The organism is Aeromonas sp. (assembly GCF_051657805.1).
Taxonomy (GTDB): Bacteria; Pseudomonadota; Gammaproteobacteria; order Enterobacterales; family Aeromonadaceae; genus Aeromonas.
The window spans coordinates 322332-338988 of the sequence record NZ_JBOFLJ010000010.1 but is presented as its reverse complement, the minus strand read 5'-3'; the positions used below and the strand labels follow the sequence as shown (position 1 = coordinate 338988).

General features: G+C 62.1%; 18 protein-coding genes. 4 read left to right on the top strand and 14 right to left on the bottom strand.

All coding sequences use genetic code 11. The features are described 5' to 3' along the window. The 12 genes from ACRCYW_RS04215 to ACRCYW_RS04160 form a co-directional block, all read right to left on the bottom strand. Positions 1-2001 carry a FlgK family flagellar hook-associated protein gene (locus ACRCYW_RS04215; protein WP_438548908.1) on the bottom strand — a complete coding sequence of 667 codons (2001 nt, stop codon included), beginning with the start codon at positions 1999-2001 and terminating at the stop codon, positions 1-3. 3 nt (positions 2002-2004) lie between these two features. After that, positions 2005-3096 carry a flagellar assembly peptidoglycan hydrolase FlgJ gene (flgJ, locus tag ACRCYW_RS04210; RefSeq protein ID WP_438548907.1) on the bottom strand — a complete coding sequence of 364 codons (1092 nt, stop codon included), beginning with the start codon at positions 3094-3096 and terminating at the stop codon, positions 2005-2007. A 108-nt stretch (positions 3097-3204) separates the two neighbouring features. Further along, complete coding sequence (locus ACRCYW_RS04205) at positions 3205-4302, bottom strand: flagellar basal body P-ring protein FlgI (protein WP_438548906.1); 1098 nt, start codon at positions 4300-4302, stop codon at positions 3205-3207. Positions 4303-4336: 34 nt separating this feature from the next. Continuing rightward, a complete protein-coding gene (gene flgH, locus ACRCYW_RS04200; protein WP_438549027.1) occupies positions 4337-5008 on the bottom strand; it encodes a flagellar basal body L-ring protein FlgH in 672 nt (223 codons plus the stop codon). Between the two features lie 15 nt (positions 5009-5023). Beyond that, positions 5024-5812: a flagellar basal-body rod protein FlgG gene (gene flgG / locus ACRCYW_RS04195; RefSeq protein ID WP_010675290.1), complete on the bottom strand. Its 789-nt coding sequence runs from the start codon at positions 5810-5812 to the stop codon at positions 5024-5026. Positions 5813-5826: 14 nt separating this feature from the next. Further along, positions 5827-6573, bottom strand: a complete 747-nt coding sequence (gene flgF, locus ACRCYW_RS04190; protein WP_438548905.1) for a flagellar basal-body rod protein FlgF — start codon at positions 6571-6573, stop codon at positions 5827-5829. A 148-nt stretch (positions 6574-6721) separates the two neighbouring features. Then, positions 6722-8080, bottom strand: a complete 1359-nt coding sequence (gene flgE, locus ACRCYW_RS04185) for a flagellar hook protein FlgE (RefSeq protein ID WP_438548904.1) — start codon at positions 8078-8080, stop codon at positions 6722-6724. Between the two features lie 12 nt (positions 8081-8092). After that, entirely contained in the window at positions 8093-8827 is a 735-nt protein-coding gene (locus tag ACRCYW_RS04180) for a flagellar hook assembly protein FlgD (protein ID WP_438548903.1), read from the bottom strand. Positions 8828-8842: 15 nt separating this feature from the next. Continuing rightward, positions 8843-9262, bottom strand: a complete 420-nt coding sequence (gene flgC, locus ACRCYW_RS04175; protein WP_349918491.1) for a flagellar basal body rod protein FlgC — start codon at positions 9260-9262, stop codon at positions 8843-8845. Further along, positions 9262-9660 carry a flagellar basal body rod protein FlgB gene (gene flgB / locus ACRCYW_RS04170; RefSeq protein WP_349918492.1) on the bottom strand — a complete coding sequence of 133 codons (399 nt, stop codon included), beginning with the start codon at positions 9658-9660 and terminating at the stop codon, positions 9262-9264. Before flgB ends, flgC begins: the two co-directional genes overlap by 1 nt. A 62-nt stretch (positions 9661-9722) precedes the next feature. Further along, positions 9723-10547, bottom strand: a complete 825-nt coding sequence (locus ACRCYW_RS04165) for a CheR family methyltransferase (RefSeq protein ID WP_349918493.1) — start codon at positions 10545-10547, stop codon at positions 9723-9725. An 18-nt stretch (positions 10548-10565) separates the two neighbouring features. Continuing rightward, positions 10566-11477: a chemotaxis protein CheV gene (locus ACRCYW_RS04160; protein ID WP_438548902.1), complete on the bottom strand. Its 912-nt coding sequence runs from the start codon at positions 11475-11477 to the stop codon at positions 10566-10568. 234 nt (positions 11478-11711) lie between these two features. Here ACRCYW_RS04160 and flgA point away from each other — a divergent pair, with 234 nt between their 5' ends. From flgA to ACRCYW_RS04145, 3 genes are all read left to right on the top strand, one after another. Then, positions 11712-12317, top strand: a complete 606-nt coding sequence (gene flgA, locus ACRCYW_RS04155; RefSeq protein ID WP_438549026.1) for a flagellar basal body P-ring formation chaperone FlgA — start codon at positions 11712-11714, stop codon at positions 12315-12317. Positions 12318-12412: 95 nt separating this feature from the next. Further along, positions 12413-12727 (top strand): flagellar biosynthesis anti-sigma factor FlgM, encoded by a 315-nt coding sequence (gene flgM, locus ACRCYW_RS04150; RefSeq protein ID WP_438548901.1) that lies wholly within the window; start codon positions 12413-12415, stop codon positions 12725-12727. Next, complete coding sequence (locus ACRCYW_RS04145; RefSeq protein ID WP_438548900.1) at positions 12724-13140, top strand: flagella synthesis protein FlgN; 417 nt, start codon at positions 12724-12726, stop codon at positions 13138-13140. Before flgM ends, ACRCYW_RS04145 begins: the two co-directional genes overlap by 4 nt. Before the next feature lie 24 nt (positions 13141-13164). Here the strand turns inward: ACRCYW_RS04145 and yfcE are convergent, their stop codons facing one another. Then, positions 13165-13707 carry a phosphodiesterase gene (gene yfcE, locus ACRCYW_RS04140; protein WP_438548899.1) on the bottom strand — a complete coding sequence of 181 codons (543 nt, stop codon included), beginning with the start codon at positions 13705-13707 and terminating at the stop codon, positions 13165-13167. Continuing rightward, positions 13704-15368 carry a peptide ABC transporter substrate-binding protein gene (locus ACRCYW_RS04135; protein WP_438548898.1) on the bottom strand — a complete coding sequence of 555 codons (1665 nt, stop codon included), beginning with the start codon at positions 15366-15368 and terminating at the stop codon, positions 13704-13706. Before ACRCYW_RS04135 ends, yfcE begins: the two co-directional genes overlap by 4 nt. A gap of 239 nt (positions 15369-15607) precedes the next feature. Here ACRCYW_RS04135 and ACRCYW_RS04130 point away from each other — a divergent pair, with 239 nt between their 5' ends. After that, complete coding sequence (locus ACRCYW_RS04130; RefSeq protein WP_438548897.1) at positions 15608-16513, top strand: DMT family transporter; 906 nt, start codon at positions 15608-15610, stop codon at positions 16511-16513. Positions 16514-16657: the final 144 nt, after the last annotated feature.

Below are 16657 nucleotides of genomic sequence, written 5' to 3'. Positions count from 1 at the left end.
TTACCTCACGGAGGAGAGCAGGGTGTCGAAGATGGTCTTTGCCGTGTTGACTATCTGGGCCGAGGCGGCATAGGACTGCTGGAAGCGGATGAGGTTGGCCGCCTCCTCCTCCAGGTTAACCCCGGAGACGCTCTCGTAGATGCCGGTGCTCTGGGTCAGCTTGGCCTCGTTGGCCTGCAGCAGTGTCTTGGCCTGGCTGGTCTTGTTGCCCACCCCTGTCACCAGGGCGCTGTAGGCGTCGTTGAAGGTCATCTTGTCGTTGCTGGTGGCGGCGTTGTTGTTCTTGCGCACCAGCTCCTTGTTCTGCAGCTCCGCCAGGGCCAGACCGTTGGCGTTGTCGGCAAAACCATTCTTGTTGTAACTCAGGGTGAAGCTGTCTTTCGCCTCCACCTTGCCGGTAATGCTGAAGTCATACCCCGGCGCCGTCTTGGGATCGGCATAGACCTTGGGGCCTCCCAGCGGGCTCTCGAGGGCGGCCATCAGGTTCTGCCCCTTGCTGGAGGCCGGCGCCACCCCGATGAGGGTGGTGCCATCCGCCGCATAGACTTCGTAGTTGCCGCTGTTGTCTATCTTCACTACCTGAGGCGCCGCGGGATCCAGGCTGTTGGTACCAAAACCCGAGCCTGTGCCCGTGTTGTAGACACCTGTCATCTTTATCTCGCCAGAGCCGATGTTCTGAGCGTTCTTATCCGCCTTGATGGGGGAAGCCAGCGCGATATCCTCCGGGCGAGTGATGGCGGCTTCGAGTCCTGCGGCGGCATGCTTGGTCGGCTGCAGCAGTATCTTGTCGCCGGCGGCCGGGGTACCGGAGAGATCGATCTCGATGCCATGCCCCGCCACGCCCACCTTGGCGGGCGGCGTGGTACCCGTCATGAGGGAGGTACGGTTGCCGCTGCCATCGATGGAGAAGATCTCATAGCCGGTGGCGCTGCTGAACTGCACCTCGTAATCGAAGGTGGTCACCTCGGTGCCCTTGCCGGGTACGAAGCTGACGCTGGCGGCGCCGCTGCCGGTGTTGCTGCCATAGGGCAGCCCCTGGCTGGGCTTGAGGGAGAAGAGATCCCCGCCAATCTCGTTGTCCAGATCCATCCCCAGGCGGTTTTGCTGGTTCATGGCATCCGCCATGGCGGCAGCCAGCTGCCCCAGCTCCCGCTTGGTGGGCTCCAGATCCCGACGGGCGGCGAAGAGGCCGCCGATGCCGCCACCTATGTCCTTGTCGTTGACATCGGCCTTGTTGTTGCCGAGGGTGAGCTGCAGGGTCGAGTCCCGGGAGTCCGGGTTGCCCGCGACCACCTTGAACTGTGCCACCCCGCCGTCCAGCACCAGGGAGTGACCCGTGCTCATGTTCACCAGCATGCTGCCGTTGGGCTGGGTCACGGTGCGGATCTCCATCTTCTCGGAGAGCTGGCGCACCGCCTCGTCCCGCTGATCGAACAGCATCAGGCTCTCTTCCGGCGTCCCCTGGGTACGGATGATGGCCTGGTTCAGATCGTTGATACTGTTGAGCAGGCTGTTGACCCTGTCGGTCTCGTCGCTGATGGTGGCGTTGATGGTGTCGGACTGCTTGTCGAGCTGGGCGGAGAGGGTGTGGTACCTGTTTACCATGCCGTTCAGCTCGCTAAGCGTGGTCTTGCGACCGCCGATCTCGGCCGGCGACTCGTTGGCGGTGTGGAATGCCTTGAAATAGGAGGTGATGGTGGTGCCCACGCTGTTGCTGCTGTCGCCGAGCAGGCTGTCGAGCTGGAATAGCTGGTCGTAGCGATTGCCGGAGGCGTGGTAGGCGGAGGTATCGCGGCGCACCTCCCCCTGGGCATAGCTGTTGATGACCCGCTGGGTCACCATGTCCCCCGTCCCCAATCCGACGGAATTGGTGTACACCAGGGTGCGCTCACGTACATAGCCCTGGCTATTGACGTTGACGATGTTGTTACTGGTGGTCTGCAGCAACCGCTGCTGGGCCATCACACCCGAGGTTCCAATTCCAAGCAGATCGCTTGCCATAGCTTACAACTCCATCTCTGTGTTGCTGCTTGCGGAGTAGCCGGCGATGGCGTCACTGCGCAAGACCTGTTTCAGTTTGCTGGCGTATTGGGGATCAGTGGCATAACCGGCCTGCTGCAGTGCCTCGAAGTAGCGATCCGGACTGTCCACCTTGGCCAGCGCCCCCTTGTAACGGGAGCCGGAGGTGAGGAAGTCCACGTAGTCGTTGAAGCTCTCCTCGAACGACTCGTAGGAGCGAAACGCCGCCTTCTGGCGAGAGGCCACCCCTTGCTCATACTCCAGGGTACTCACCACCGCCTTGGGCCCCTCCCAGCGGGGATCGGCCTTGATGCCAAACAGGTTGTGGGTTATCTGTCCCTCCCCGTCCTTGATGACCCGCTTGCCCCAGCCGCTCTCCAGCGCCGCCTGGGCCACCAGTACCGCCGGGCTCAGCCCCAGCTTGTCCGCCGCCTTCTTGGCGAGCGGCATCAGCCTCTCGACGAACTCTTCCGGGCTGTCGAACACCAGCGCCGTCTTGTCCAGGACCCGGTCACGATGCACGGCCTGTATGCCTTGCGCCGGTCCCATGGGGGGAATAGCGCGACGACGGTGAGAGCTGGCCGTCGATTGGCTCCCTCCCATCTCGTTATCAGCAAAATCTTTGCCAACTTTTGAGGCGGCTATCAGATCGTTCGGCGCCGAGGTAGGGGGCTGGTAGGGTTTGTAGACCCGCTCGGTACGCTCCGGCAGCCTGAGCACCCGGCCGTCGTTGTGAGTGAAGGTCTTCTGCTCGGGGGCCAGCTGCTTGGCCACCATCTCGGCGATGCCAATCCCCCCCTTGCTCGACATGTCGGCCACCCGCTGCTCGTCCAGCATCCCCTCGTAGAACTGGGTGTAGCTGCTGTTCATGGGGTTGCCTTCCGTCAGCACGGAGTTGGCCTGGCGCATCCCCTTGAACAGGGTCTGGGTAAAGATGGACTCGAACTGGCGGGCCGCCGCCATCAGCGCCTCCCCCTTGCCTTCCTTGCTCTGGCTCATACGGCGCAGCTTGTCCAGATTCTGGACGTCCTGCACCATGCCAAGGTTGATCCCGCTCTGGGTGTCGAACTCTGCCATAACCTACCTCTTTGCCGCCCGTGGCAAGCCCTTGCCGCCCAACACCGACCGGATGGCCGCCCGCCCAGCGGCGAGGCCCATCATCCCCTCATCACCCCAGCGACCCATTTACAGGATCACCAGCTGACCCTGGATGGCGCCCGCCTGCTGCAGGGCCTCCAGGATGGCCATCAGATCGCCGGGAGCCACTCCCACCTGATTCACCGCCCGCACCAGATCGTCCAGGGTCGCGCCGGTGTCGAGTTTGAACATACGTCCGGGTTCCTGCTGCACGTTGATGGTGGAGTTGTTGGTGATGGCGGTCTGGCCGCCCGCCAGCGGATTGGGCTGGGAGACCTGCTGGTTCTCGGCGATGGTGACCGTCAGCCCCCCGTGGCTGATGGCCGCCGGCCGCAGCTTGACCTGGCTGCCGATGACTATGGTGCCGGTACGGGAGTTGACGATGATCTTGGCGGCTTCGCTCGCCGGATCCACTTCCAGGTTCTCTATGGTGGAGAGATAGGAGACCCGCTGGCCCGGATCCCGCGGCGCGAACACCTTGATGGAGGTGGCATCCAGCGCCTGTGCAGTGTTCGGCCCCACCAGATCGTTGACCACGTCTGCCACCCGCCTGGCCGTGGTGAAGTCGGGCCGGTTCAGGTTGAAGGTGATGGTGTCCCCCTGGCTGAAGGAGTTGGGTACCTCCCGCTCCACGGTGGCACCGTTGGCGATGCGCCCCACGGTCGGGGTGTTGACCACCACCTTGGAGCCATCCGCCCCCTCGGCCCCGAGGCCCCCCACCACCAGGCTGCCCTGGGCAACCGCATAGACACGGCCGTCCAGCCCCTTCAGGAAGGTCTGCAGCAGGGTGCCGCCCCGCAGGCTCTTGGCCTCACCGATGGCGGAGACGGTGACGTCTATGGTCTGACCCGGCTTGGAGAAGGCGGGCAGATCCGCGTGGATGGCCACCGGCGCCACGTCCTTGATCTTCGGCTTGATGTTGTCCGGCACCTTGATGCCAAAGTTGTTGAGCATGGTCCTGAAGGTCTGCTCGGTGAAGGCGTTGTTCTTCTCCCCCGTGCCGGGCAGGCCCACCACCAGGCCGTAGCCGATCAGCTGGTTGCTGCGCACCCCTTCCACCGAGGTGAGATCCTTGATGCGGGAGGCGTGCGCCAGCCCGAGCGGCAGGCAGCAGCACAGCAAGGCGAGCAGACGAAGTCGATTCATGAGAGCTCCTAAAAGACCACCAGGGCCCTGAATGCTAGATGGGCCACCAGGGGCCGTTGAAGAAGCTGGTGAGCCAGCCCTGTTCCTGGGTATTGGCCAGATCGCCGGTACCGCCGTAGTGGATGCGCGCGTTGGCGACCCGCTGGGAGGAGACGCTGTTTTCCGAGCTCACGTCCTCCGGGCGCACCAGGCCGGTGATGCGGATGTATTCGTTGCCGTTGTTGAGCATGATCCACTTCTCGCCGCGCACCAGCAGGTTGCCGTTCGGCAAGACCTTGACCACGCTGACCGAAATGTTGCCCTGCAGGCTGTTGCTCTGATCCGCCTTGGCCTGGCCCTTGAAGGCGCTGCTCTGATCCACGGAGGCCGACAGGTTGTAGGGGCTGGCCGTCACCGGCACCCCGCCAAGGCTCACGGGTGACAGGTCAAAGCTGTTGTCCTTGCCGCTCTGGGTATTGGCCTTCTTGGACGCCGAGGTGGACTCCGCCAGCTCTATGGTGATGATGTCGCCGATCTTGTGGGCCTTGATGTCCGAATAGATGCCGTTGACCTGCTCGGGCTGGAAGATGGCGCCGGTGGGGCGCACCGACACGGGCTCGGATTCGCCGTAGACGGGGGCGAATTCGGGATCATCGGGCCTGGCGGTGTTGGGGGTACTGGTACAGCCTGCCAGCGTCAGCAGGCTCAGCATCCATATGGCTTTCATCATGGGTCTCCTACATCAGGTGCGCTGGGTCAGGAAGGACATCATGGAGTCCACCGCCGAGATGACCTTGGAGTTCATCTCATAGACCCGCTGGGCTTGAATGAGGTTCACCAGCTCCTCGGTCACGTTGACGTTGGAGGTCTCCAGCATGCCCTGCTTGATGACCCCGAGCCCGTCCGCACCGGCGGTGCCCTGAATGGGCGCGCCGCTGGACTGGGTCTCGAGGAAGAGGTTTTCCCCCATGGGTTGCAGGCCGGTGGGGTTGACGAAATCCGTGGTGTTGATCTGGCCCACCACCTGGGACTGGCCATCCCCCTTGAGCTGCACCGACACCTGGCCATCCTCCCCCACGGTCACGCTCTGGGCGTTCTCGGGGATCTGGATCTCAGGCTGCAGCGGGTAACCGTTGCCCGGGGTGACGATAGTGCCCTCGTCGTTCAGGGTGAACTGGCCGTTGCGGGTATAGGCCGCGCTGCCATCCGGCAGCTGAATTTCGAAGTAACCGCGCCCGCTTATCATCAGATCCAGGGAGTTGTCCGTGGTCTGCACGTTGCCCTGACTGTGGTTCTTCTGGGTGGCGACCACCTTGGCCCCCGCCCCCAGCATCAGGCCGGAGGGCAGCTCGGTATCCGCCGAGGAGCGACCACCCGGCTGGTTGATGTTCTGATAGAGCAGATCCTCGAAGATGGCGCGCGCCTTCTTGTAACCGACCGTGCTGGCGTTCGCCAGGTTGTTCGAGGTGACCGAGATGTTGGTCTGCTGGGCATCGAGGCCGGTCTTGCTGATCCAGAGTGCAGGATTCATTTAATGCTCCTTGATTAGCTGATACGCAGCAGCTGGGTTTGGGCCTCGTCATTCTCCTCGGCGGTCTTCATGATCTTGACCTGAGTTTCGAACTGACGTTGCAAGCGAATGAGGTTGGTCATCTCGTCGACCACGTTGACGTTGCTGCCTTCCAGCGAGCCCGCCAGCAGGCCGACATTGGCGGAGGCCGGTTCAGTCTGGCCATCCTTGCGACGGAACAGGCCATCCTGCCCCTTAGCCACCGCATCGGCGGGAGGATTGACCAGCTTGATGCGCTGGAAATCCTCCGGCAGGTTGGCGGCGGCCCCTTCCGGACGACCGCTGATGGTGCCGTCCCGGTTGATCTCGATCTTCTCCATGGGCAGGGGCAGCACGATTGGCTGACCGCCGTCATCCACCACGTTGAGACCGGTGGAGGTCTGCAGGTTGCCGGCTTCGTTCAGCTGCAGGTTGCCCATACGGGTATAGGCCTCACCGCCGTTGGGATCCTGCACCGCAATCCAGCCCGGACCGTCGACGGCGACGTCAAGATCCCGACCCGTGGTCTGCAGCAGGCCATGCTGCAGGTTCTGACCCGGACTCTCCGTCATGGCAAACACCCGCGTGGGCAGCCCTTCGCCAAACGCCTGCATGCTGCGTGCCTGCTCGAAGTCAGACTTGAAGCCGATGGTGTTGGCGTTGGCCAGATTGTTGCCACGCACAGCCAGGCTGTTCATGTTCTCCTTGGCCCCGGACATGGCGATATAAAGCAGGTGATCCATGGGATCCTCCGTCAAACTGATGACTCTCGGGGGACAACTGCAAGTAGGATGCCAAGTGAGGGGAGTGGCTAGACAGGCAAGGAAAAAGGCAAGGAATAAAGAGAACGACAAGGGGCGCCGAAGCGCCCCTTTATGACCGGCCTGCAGATTAGCGGATCTGCAAGATGCTCTGCTGCAGGGAGCTGTTCACCTCCAGGGAGCGGGAGTTCGCCTGGAAGTTGCGCTGGGCGGTGATGAGGTCCACCAGCTCAGTGGTCAGGTCCACGTTGGACTGCTCCAGGGCCGAGGACTTGATGGAGCCGAAGGTGCCGGAGTTCGGGGTGCCCGGCAGGGCGTCACCGGAGAGCATGGACTGACGCCAGGAGGTGTCCCCCACCTGGGTCAGCCCCTGGGAGTTGGCAAACTTGGCCATGGCCACCATGGCCACCTTGACCGTGGTCGCGTTGCTGTAGGTGGCGGAGACGATGCCGTCCGCCCCGATCTCGACCTTGGTCAGACGACCGACGGTGGATCCATCCTGGGTCAGCTTGCTCACTTCAAAGGGCGAGGCGTACTGGGTGACTGTACCCAGCTTGAGCTCGATCTCCTGGGTGCCGTCGGCACCATTGGTGATGATGCCGGCCCCCGCCGCCCCCAGTTGTTCGGTCTTGATGACGGCCGGCGTGGTCGGCGTCACCATCTTGCCGGAGGCATCGAAGGTCACGCGGGCACTCAGAGGCGCCTGGCTGACGCCGGTCGCCATGGTAGTGGCAACCCCACCCGCGACGTCGATGGGCTTGTCCCCCTGATAGAGGTACATGCGCCAGGCCGTCGGCACAGCCGCCTGGGTCGGATCGGCCGGATCGGCTTCTTTCACGAAGTACTGGGTGATGGTGTGGGGCTCACCCAGGGAGTCGTAGACCACCACTGAGGTGGAGGATGAGTAGGTGCTCGAATCCTTGGGATCAAACTTGGAGGCATCCCCCGCTCCATTGCCCGCCGCCAGCGCCTTTGCCGTAGAAGGCAAGTTGAAACCGGCCTCGACCTTGGAGGTCTGTACCGGCTCACCGGCCCTGTCCGGGATCTGGATGGGCTTGGTGGCGTTGATGCTGACTGCCTTGGGGGTGCCGTCTGAGTTGATCTCATACCCCTGCAGGTAGCCGCCGGAGTTGCTCACCATGTAGCTGCTTTCGTTCAGCTTGAAGGCGCCGGAGCGGGTGTAGGTACGATCCAGATTGGACAAGCCATCAGAGGTCACGAAGAAACCGTTGCCCTGGATGGCGAGATCCAGTGCGTTGTTGGTAAATTGCAGCGCCCCCTGGTGGAACTGCTGGGCCACGGCGCCGGTCGCCACACCATTACCCACCTGGGTCTTGGCGTTGACGAAGATGGAGTTCGCATAGACGTCAGCAAACTCGGCGCGGGACTCCTTGAAGCCGGTGGTGTTGACGTTGGCAATGTTGTTCGCGGTGACGTTCAGGTCTTTTTGAGCCGCATTGATGCCGCTGAGGGCATTGTTGAATGACATGTCTTTATCTCCTTAGATCACTGCGTTAGGGGCCGGTTCCGGGGTCGTGGTCGACTTGCCGGTCGTCCCGCCAATTTCCAATACGTCGGTCAGATAGATGCCACCCAGTCCCTTGAGTTTGAGGGTGCTGGGGTTGGAGCTGGTACCCAGGGTCACGCTCTCCACCTTGGCGTAGGTGAGGGCCGGCATGCTCTCGGACTTGCCATCCACTGTGCCGTGCGCCTCGATACTGTATTTGCCGCTCTTGACCAGGTTGCCGTCCTTGTCCTTGCCATCCCACTCGAAGGCCACGTTGCCCTTCTTGTCTCCCTCGAGGGAGAACTCCTTGATGACTTGGCCGCTCTCATTCTTCACCGTCACCTTGATGTTGCTGGCGCCGTCGCCGGTGGCGATCACACCCGAGATGTTCTCCCCCTTCTCCAGGTAACCGGTATTGGAGGGTATCAACACGTTCTGGCCCACCAGGGCCGACGCCTGCAGCGCCTGGCTGGAGGTCATCAAGCTGTTGAGACTCTCCATCTGGGTGGAGAGGCTGCTGATCCCCTGGGAGGTCGACATGGATGTCATCTGGGACAACATCTGGGCGTTATCCACCGGCTTGAACGGATCCTGATAGGAGAGCTGCATGGTCAGAAGCTTGAGGAAAGACTCCTGATCCAGCTCCTTCTTCTGGGTGCTGGTGTTGGCCGTACTGGTCTGGTTCGTGGTCCGGTTGACCCCCAGCAGGCTGTCGTAGGTATCTGCCATCTGTGCGCCCCCTTATCAGGACTTGCCGAGGCCAAGGGTCTGCTGCAGCATCTTCTTGGCTGCATCGGCGACCTGGACGTTGGTCTGGTAGCTGCGGGAGGCGTTGATCATGTCCGCCATCTCTTCCACCATGTTGACGTTGGGCTTGAAGATGAAGCCGTCCTTGTCCGCCATGGGGTGATTGGGGTTGTACTCCTTGAGCAAGGGGGCATCGCTCTCGACGATCCCCTTCACATCCACCCCGACCGAGGCCTGCTTGTCGGACATGGCCTGATCCAGCTGGGCGGCAAAGACTGGCCGCCTGGCATGGTAAGTTTTTTCCACGCTGGAGCTGACGCTGTCGGCGTTGGCCATGTTGCTGGCCACCGTGTTGAGGCGAACGGACTGCGCGCTCATGGCAGAGCCTGCAATGTCAAAGACCTTGAACAAACTCATTACTGTTCTCCTTTCAGCGCCTTGAGCAGGCCGCTTATCTTGCCGTTCATGAACTCGAGGGAGGCCTGGTACTCCAGGCTGTTGCGCAGGAACTCGCTGCGCTCCTCCTGCACATCCACGGTATTGCCGTCACCGGTATCCGGTTGCAGGGGGTTGCGGTACTGGGTCGTGCCCGGGGCATCCATCTGCAAGGCGAAGTGTTTCTCGCTGGTGGTGGCAAGACCGAACCCTTGCTGGCTCTGGGCTTGTTGCAACGCCTGTGAGAAATCGATGTCCCTGGCCTTGAAGCCCGGGGTATCCGCGTTGGCGATGTTGCTGGATAGCACCTCGGCACGCTTGGCGCGAACGCTCAGCGTGTACTGGTGAACCCCGAATGCCTTGTCGAATGAAATTGCCATAGCACACCTCCTGCTTCACGAATGTTTAGCAAGAGGTGTGCCAAAGAGGGACTAGAAGGGTGTTATTTGACTTTGTAGACGATGCCGGGATTGCAGCGGATCATCTCGAACTTGTCGGTGAGGCCGGCCAGGGACTCCGAGGCCCCCAGCATCAGATAGCCGCCAGGATTGAGGCTGCTGGCAAACTGGTTGAGGATCTTGGACTTCACCTCGGGGGCGAAGTAGATGAGCACGTTGCGACAGAAGATGATGTCGAACTTGCCGAGCAGGCTGTAGCTCTCCAGCAGATTCAGGGGACGGAAGCTGGTCAATTTTCTGACACGCTCCGACACCCGCATCTTGTTGTCACCGCAGGGCTCAAAGAACAGCCGCTTGCGCTCGGGGGAGAGGCCTCGGGCCAGGGCCAGGCTGTCATAGACCCCCTCCTTGCACTGGTTCAGCATGGTGCTGGAGATGTCGGTGCCCACGATCTGCACGCCCCCTGGCAGGGTACCCGGCCGCTTGACCTGCTGCTCCAGCGCCGTCATGGCGATGGAATAGGGCTCCTGGCCGGAGGAGGAGGCGGCAGACCAGATTTTGATGGGACGGCCGCTCTTGCCCAGCTCGGGGAAAATCTTGTCGCTCAATAACTGAAACGGATAGGTATCGCGAAACCACAGGGTCTCGTTGGTGGTCATGGCGTCCACCACGGCCATCTTCAGCTCCCGCTCCCGGATCCCCATGGAGCGGGTCACCAATTCAGACAGACTCTCGATACCAAACTGAGTCATCAAGGGCGACAGGCGGCTCTTGACCAGATACTGTTTGTTGTCACCCAGCACGATCCCGCTCTGTTGCGCCAGAAAATTGCTGAATTGTTTGTATAAGTCGTCCGAAAGTGTCTTCATGCAGTTTTTTCTTCTTTATTAGAGTGCGCCTTGTACGGCCTTGGCCAACTCATCCGGCTGGAACTTGGCGATGAAGTTGTTTGCACCAACCTTCTGAACCATGGCCTGATTAAACACCCCACTGAGGGAAGTGTGCAGAATAACATGCAAATCCTTGAGTGCGGGATTGTTGCGGATCTCGGCGGTGAAGGTGTAACCGTCCATCTCCGGCATCTCGATGTCCGAGATGACCAGGGCCAGCTGATCCAGGATGGGCCCCTGCTTGGCCATCTCCAGCAGCATGTTGAGGGCCTCGCGCCCGTCCTTGGCCAGCACACACTGCACGCCGATCGCCTCCAGCGCCCGCTGCACCTGCTTGCGCGCCACCGAAGAGTCGTCCGCCACCAGCACGGGACGGCCGTGGGGATTGCGCTCCACGCTGGCATCCACCAGCTCGGCGCTCACCTCGGTGGAGACCGGCGAGATCTCGTTCAGGATCCGCTCCACGTCCAGAATTTCCACCAGCTCGCCGTCCACCTCTGTCACCGCCGTCATGTAGTTGATGCGACCGGCCCCCTTGGGAGGTGGCAGGATGGACTCCCAGTTCATGTTGATGATGCGCTCGACCGAATGCACCAGGAATCCCTGAATGGATCTGTTGTACTCGGAGATGATGATGAAGCACTTGGAGAGATCCTGGATGGGGCGCTTGCCCATCGCCATGCTGAGATCGATGACCGAAATGGTCTGGCCACGGATGTGAGCCACCCCGCGGATGCAGGAGTTCAGCTTGGGCATGACGGTCAGGGGAGGACACTGCAGCACCTCGCGCACCTTGAAGACGTTGATGCCAAATCTTTGACGTCCGTTGAGACGAAACAACAATAACTCCAGCCGGTTTTGCCCCACTAGCTGGGTACGTTGATTGACCGAATCGAGAATACCCGCCATAAACACTCCCTAAAAACGCTTGGCATTAATCATGCATATGTCTTCGCATACAGGCTGGCGTGCGTCAGACTCTTGTTGTCTGGGCTGCCGAATTCTGCAGCAAGCATAGTTAACTACGGTGGTATACGTGAACAGCTTATCGACCGGCAAGCAAAAATGATTAGTAGACTTTTCCTCATCTTACTGCCCTTTTGCGGCCTCTCTCAGGCCATGGCGTCCGAGGTCACCCAATACCTGCAAGAGCAGGCACAGGAGTTCGTGCTCGGCCAGCTGGATATCCCCCTGGATGCCCAAGCCGAGGTGACCGCCGCATCCATCGATGAACGCCTCCCCTTGAACCGCTGCGAAGAGGCGCTGACCATCTCCTTCCCCGGCAAGATAGAGATCCGCCGCAACACCACCGTCTACCTCAAGTGCGAGGGGGACAAGCCCTGGGATCTCTACCTGCCGGTGCGGGTCAGCATTCAGAAACCCTATGTCACCGTTTCGGCTCCCGTGGCCAAGGGGGATATCCTGAGCGAGGGCATGCTGACCCTGGCCTATCAGGATCAGACCCTGATCCGCGGCGACTATCTCAGCGACCCCGCCCCCCTCATCGGGGTGCGCAGCAAGCGCGAACTCAAACCGGGCCAGCCCATCCGCCTCACCCAGGTGTGCGTGGTGTGCAAAGGGGATCAGGTCACCCTGAGCGCCGAAAACAGCAGCATGCAGATCAAAACCATGGCCCGAGCCTTGCAAGATGGCAGCTTCGGAGACATGATCAGGCTCGTCAACATCCGCTCGGGCAGGCAGGTACAAGGCAAGGTCGATGCCGTCGGCTCGGTGGTGGTCACGTTCTGATTGTTTTGTTAATGATCCGATATTTTTTTCTAAAGTTCTGACCGCCGTCACCGATAACCAGATAAGCGAACAGCAAAGCAGACGAAGGTAACCCTATGGCTATCAACAATATCAACAACTTGGCTAACAGCCGGCTGCAAAATAATGCAACCAGCACCGCCAACAAGTCTACGACTTCGGCCGAAGGCAGCCGCGCGACCCCCGTCAAGGCTGACTCTGTCTCCTTGACCAGCGAGGCACAGCAATTGCAACAGATGAGCAAAACCCTCAACACCGTCTCGACCGGCAACGAGAGCCGCGTCGAGAGCCTGAAGAAGGCCATCGCCAGCGGTGAATACAAGGTCGATAGCGAAGCCGTCGCCAAGAAGATGTTCAGCTTCGAAGCGGATCTGGATAAACGGCTCGGATGATGGACCTGCCTTCGCTGCTCCGCACCCAGGACGACAACCTCTCCCAGATGCAAGGCGTACTGGCAGAGGAGTTTGACCTGCTCAAACAGCACAGGGCATTGGCCCTACCGGCCCTGGCCGAGCGCAAGCAGCAACTGCTGACAGCCATCGAAGCCCTGGACAAGACCCTGGCCGAGCAGCCGGATCTGCGCCAGCAGCTCAGCGCCTTCCCCGCCCAGTTGCAAGCCCTGCAAAGCAAGCTGGATGCCTGTCAGGAGCAAAACGACCTCAACGGCCGCCTGCTCGAACTCAGCATCATCTCCAACCGCCGTCTGGCCAGCTTCCTCAGCAAGCTGAGAGACAGCAGCTCCCTCACCTATGACGCCAAGGGCAACACCCGCTCGGGGACGCGATCCCTCGGCATCAAGGCCTGATAGCCCCTTTTCTTCCTCTTACCGTTACAACGCCAGCCGCATCAGCTCTGCCCCATCGGCGCAGCCGTGAATGCTCAGGATGCCCTCTTCGTAACGGCCATAACTTGCCGCCCACTCCCCCCGCGGGAAACAGACAGACCCAGGATTCATCAGCACCAACTCTCCCTCCCGTTTGAGCACTGGCAGGTGGGTGTGACCGCTGATGAACAGGCTGCCCGCCGGCAGGGGCACCGCCTCAGGCTGATAGAGGTGGCCGTGGCTGACGAACCAGCGCCGCCCGTCCACCAGCAGCTGGTTGTAGGGCGCCGTGATGGGGAAGTCGAGCAACATCTGATCCACCTCGGAGTCGCAGTTGCCCCGCACCGCCATGATCTTCGGCGCCAGCTGATTGAGCCGCTCGGCCACCGCCGCCGGGGCATAGCCCTCGGGTACCGGATTGCGCGGACCGTGGTTGAGCAAGTCCCCGAGCAGCAGATAGTGATCCGGTTGCCAGGGCTCGAGCCGCGCCAGGGTCGACTCCAGCGCCGGCAGGCTGCCGTGCAGGTCGGAGATGATGGCTATCTTCATGGTACGCTCCCTTCCTGTGCCACCGACGGCTGGCTGAAATAGAGATCCTTGGTGGCGATGGATCCCTTGAGATTGCTGCTCGGCAGGCCGTGCAGGGAGGGGTCCACCAACCGCATCTGGTTGTAGTGATAGACGGGAATGGCGGGCATCTCCTCCATCAGCAGCCGCTCGGCCTGATGGTAGAAGCCGTTGCGGGCGTTGCCATCCAGGCTGTCCGCCGCCTGTTGCAGCAGGGCATCGAAGGCGGGGTTGCAATAGCCGCTCTCGTTCTGGGGATCCTGACAGCGGAAACTGCCGAGCATGGAAGAGGGCTCGACATAATCACCAAACAAGAATGACCTGGCCAACATGAAATCACCGCTGTCCTTCGCCACCTGGTAGGCGTTCCACTCCATGTTGTTAAGCGCCACCTCCACCCCCAGGGGCTTCCACATGGCGGCCACCGCCAACGCCAGCTTCTTGTGATTCTCCGAGGTGTTGTAGGTCAGGGTCAGCTTGAGGGGGTGGGCGCTGTTGAAACCCGCCGCGTTCAGCAAGGCCGTGGCCTTGGCGAGGCGAGTCGGCTGATCCAGCGTGGACCAGTCTGAACCGAGCTCCTCATAACCCGGCATGGCGGGCAGCAGGGACCAGGCCGGCGGCTCCCCCTGGCCGCTCACCTTCTCGGTCAACAGCCGGCGATCGATGGCCATGGCGAGCGCCTGACGCACCCGCACATCCTGCAGCTCGGGGCGGCGCAGGTTGAAGGTGTAGAGATAGGTGCCGAGCAGGGGCAACCCCCAGATCCGCTCAGGAGTCGCCTCCCTGGTCTTCTGGTAATACTCCAGCGCCACCTTGTTGGTGAGCTGGATTTCCCCCGCCTCGTAGCGCAGTCGCTCCGCATGCTGGGAGGCCAGCGGCAGATAGGTGACCCGCTGGATGCGGGTATGGGCATCGTCCCAATACTGGGCGTTGCGCTCCGCCTCGATCCGCTCGTTCGGCACCCAGTTCACCAGCTTGTAGGCCCCGTTGCTCACCAGCTTGCCGGGCTGGGTCCACTGCCTGCCGAACTGCTCGATCACCTGCTGGTTCACCGGCACGAAGGGGCGCTGGCTGATGAGTTGCAGGAAGTAGGGCACGGGCCGCTCCAGAGTCACCTTGAGGATCTGGTCGCTCTCGGCCTCCACCCCCAGGGCGTTGAGATCCAGGGCGCCGGCATAGATGGACTGGGCGTTGTTGATGCCGGTGGCGAGCAGCAAGCCAGCGGACGGGGAGCCTTGCGCCGGGCTCAGCAGTCGCCGCCAGGCATAGACGAAGTCCTGGGCTTTGAGGGGGTCGCCGTTCGACCACTTGAGCTGGGGACGCAGGAAGAAGCGCCACACCAGCCCATCCTCGCTGGTCTCCCAGCGCTGGGCCTGGGCCGGCACTATCCGGCCCTGCCCATCCTCGCTCACCAGCCCCTCGAACAGGTCCACCAGCACCACCTCCCCGGGAAAGCCTGAACGGATGTGGGCCGGATCCAGAGACTCGGGCTCTGCCCCGTTCCCCTTGACCAGGGTCTGTCTGTCCGCCAGCACGGGGGCTTGCACGACCGTGGTCGCCTGCAAGGGGGAGGCCAGTATCAGGCCAAGCAGAAAGGGGGGAAACCAGCGGCGAGCGGGTTTGGGGGCAAGGGGGTAAAGCATGACATCAACCTCATTCAATTCTGTTCACTGCAACATTGGGGGAAGGCCGGCGGCGCGCCTTGAACAAGAATGCATGATGCCGCGCTTGTTATCCCCGAAGACGGCCCGTATTGTATCGGGCTTGCCCGGCAGATGGAGTCTTTCGGGCTATTTTTTTCAGAAGTTTTTTGCGATGTCCGCCAGCCTGGGAGCCTCCAAGACCTGGCACGCCTTTTCGACCATGTATGCAGGGATATGTTATGGGGTACGAGTGGCTGGCGCTGGCCGCAGCCGGCTTATGGGCGGTCGCCGCCCTGATTTCCGTCAAACCGGCCCGTCATCTGGGGGCCTTCGCCTACAGCCGCTGGCGGATGTTCCTGGTCAGCCTGATGCTGGGAGGCGCCAGCCTGACCACCGGCGGCTGGCAGACCCTGACCGAGAGTGCCCTGCCCCTGCTTGCCTTGTCCGGGCTCATCGGCATCTTCGTCGGTGACACTGCTCTCTTTGCCTGCATGAACCGGCTGGGCCCGAGGCGCAGCGGCCTGCTCTTCTCCTGCCATGCGCTCTTCTCCGCCCTGCTCGGGCTCTGGCTGTTTGGCGAGCAGCTCGGCGGCTGGCGGCTGGTGGGGGCCTTGCTGGTGCTGGCCGGGGTCATGCTGGCCATTCTGTTCGGGCGGCGCGGCGGCGCGCAGGACAACGAGTGGGAGCAGGTACGCGGCCACCTCGCCATCGGCATCGCCCTCGGGCTCACGGCCGCCCTGTGCCAGAGCCTGGGCGCCATCATCGCCAAGCCGGTGATGATGGGCGGCGAGGTGGATGCGGTGAGCGCCTCCGGCGTTCGCATGGGCAGCGCCCTGCTGGCGCACTGCACCCTGCGGCTGTTGCGGGTACCGCTGGCCATGCCGCACCACCCCATCAACCGGCGGGTGCTCGGCATGATAGGGATCAACGGCTTCCTCGCCATGGCCCTCGGCATGACCCTCATCCTGGTGGCCCTGCGCCAGGGGGATGTGGGCATGGTGGCCATCCTCTCCTCCACCACCCCCGTCATCCTGCTGCCCCTGCTGTGGTGGCATTCGGGCACTCGCCCCGCCCTGCCCGCCTGGGCGGGCGCCCTGCTGGCGACCCTGGGCACGGCCCTGGTCCTGGGGATGGGGGGAAGCTGATCCCCTTGGCCTCTTCCCGCTCAACGAGTCCGGGCGGGGGAAGGTAAGCGCTTCCCCCGCCCGGCGGTCTTCCTCGTCATCCCCTCCATCCTGCCGCTTCGTTAGCCCCGTCATCATCGACGACGGTTACTGCGTGGCAGGATC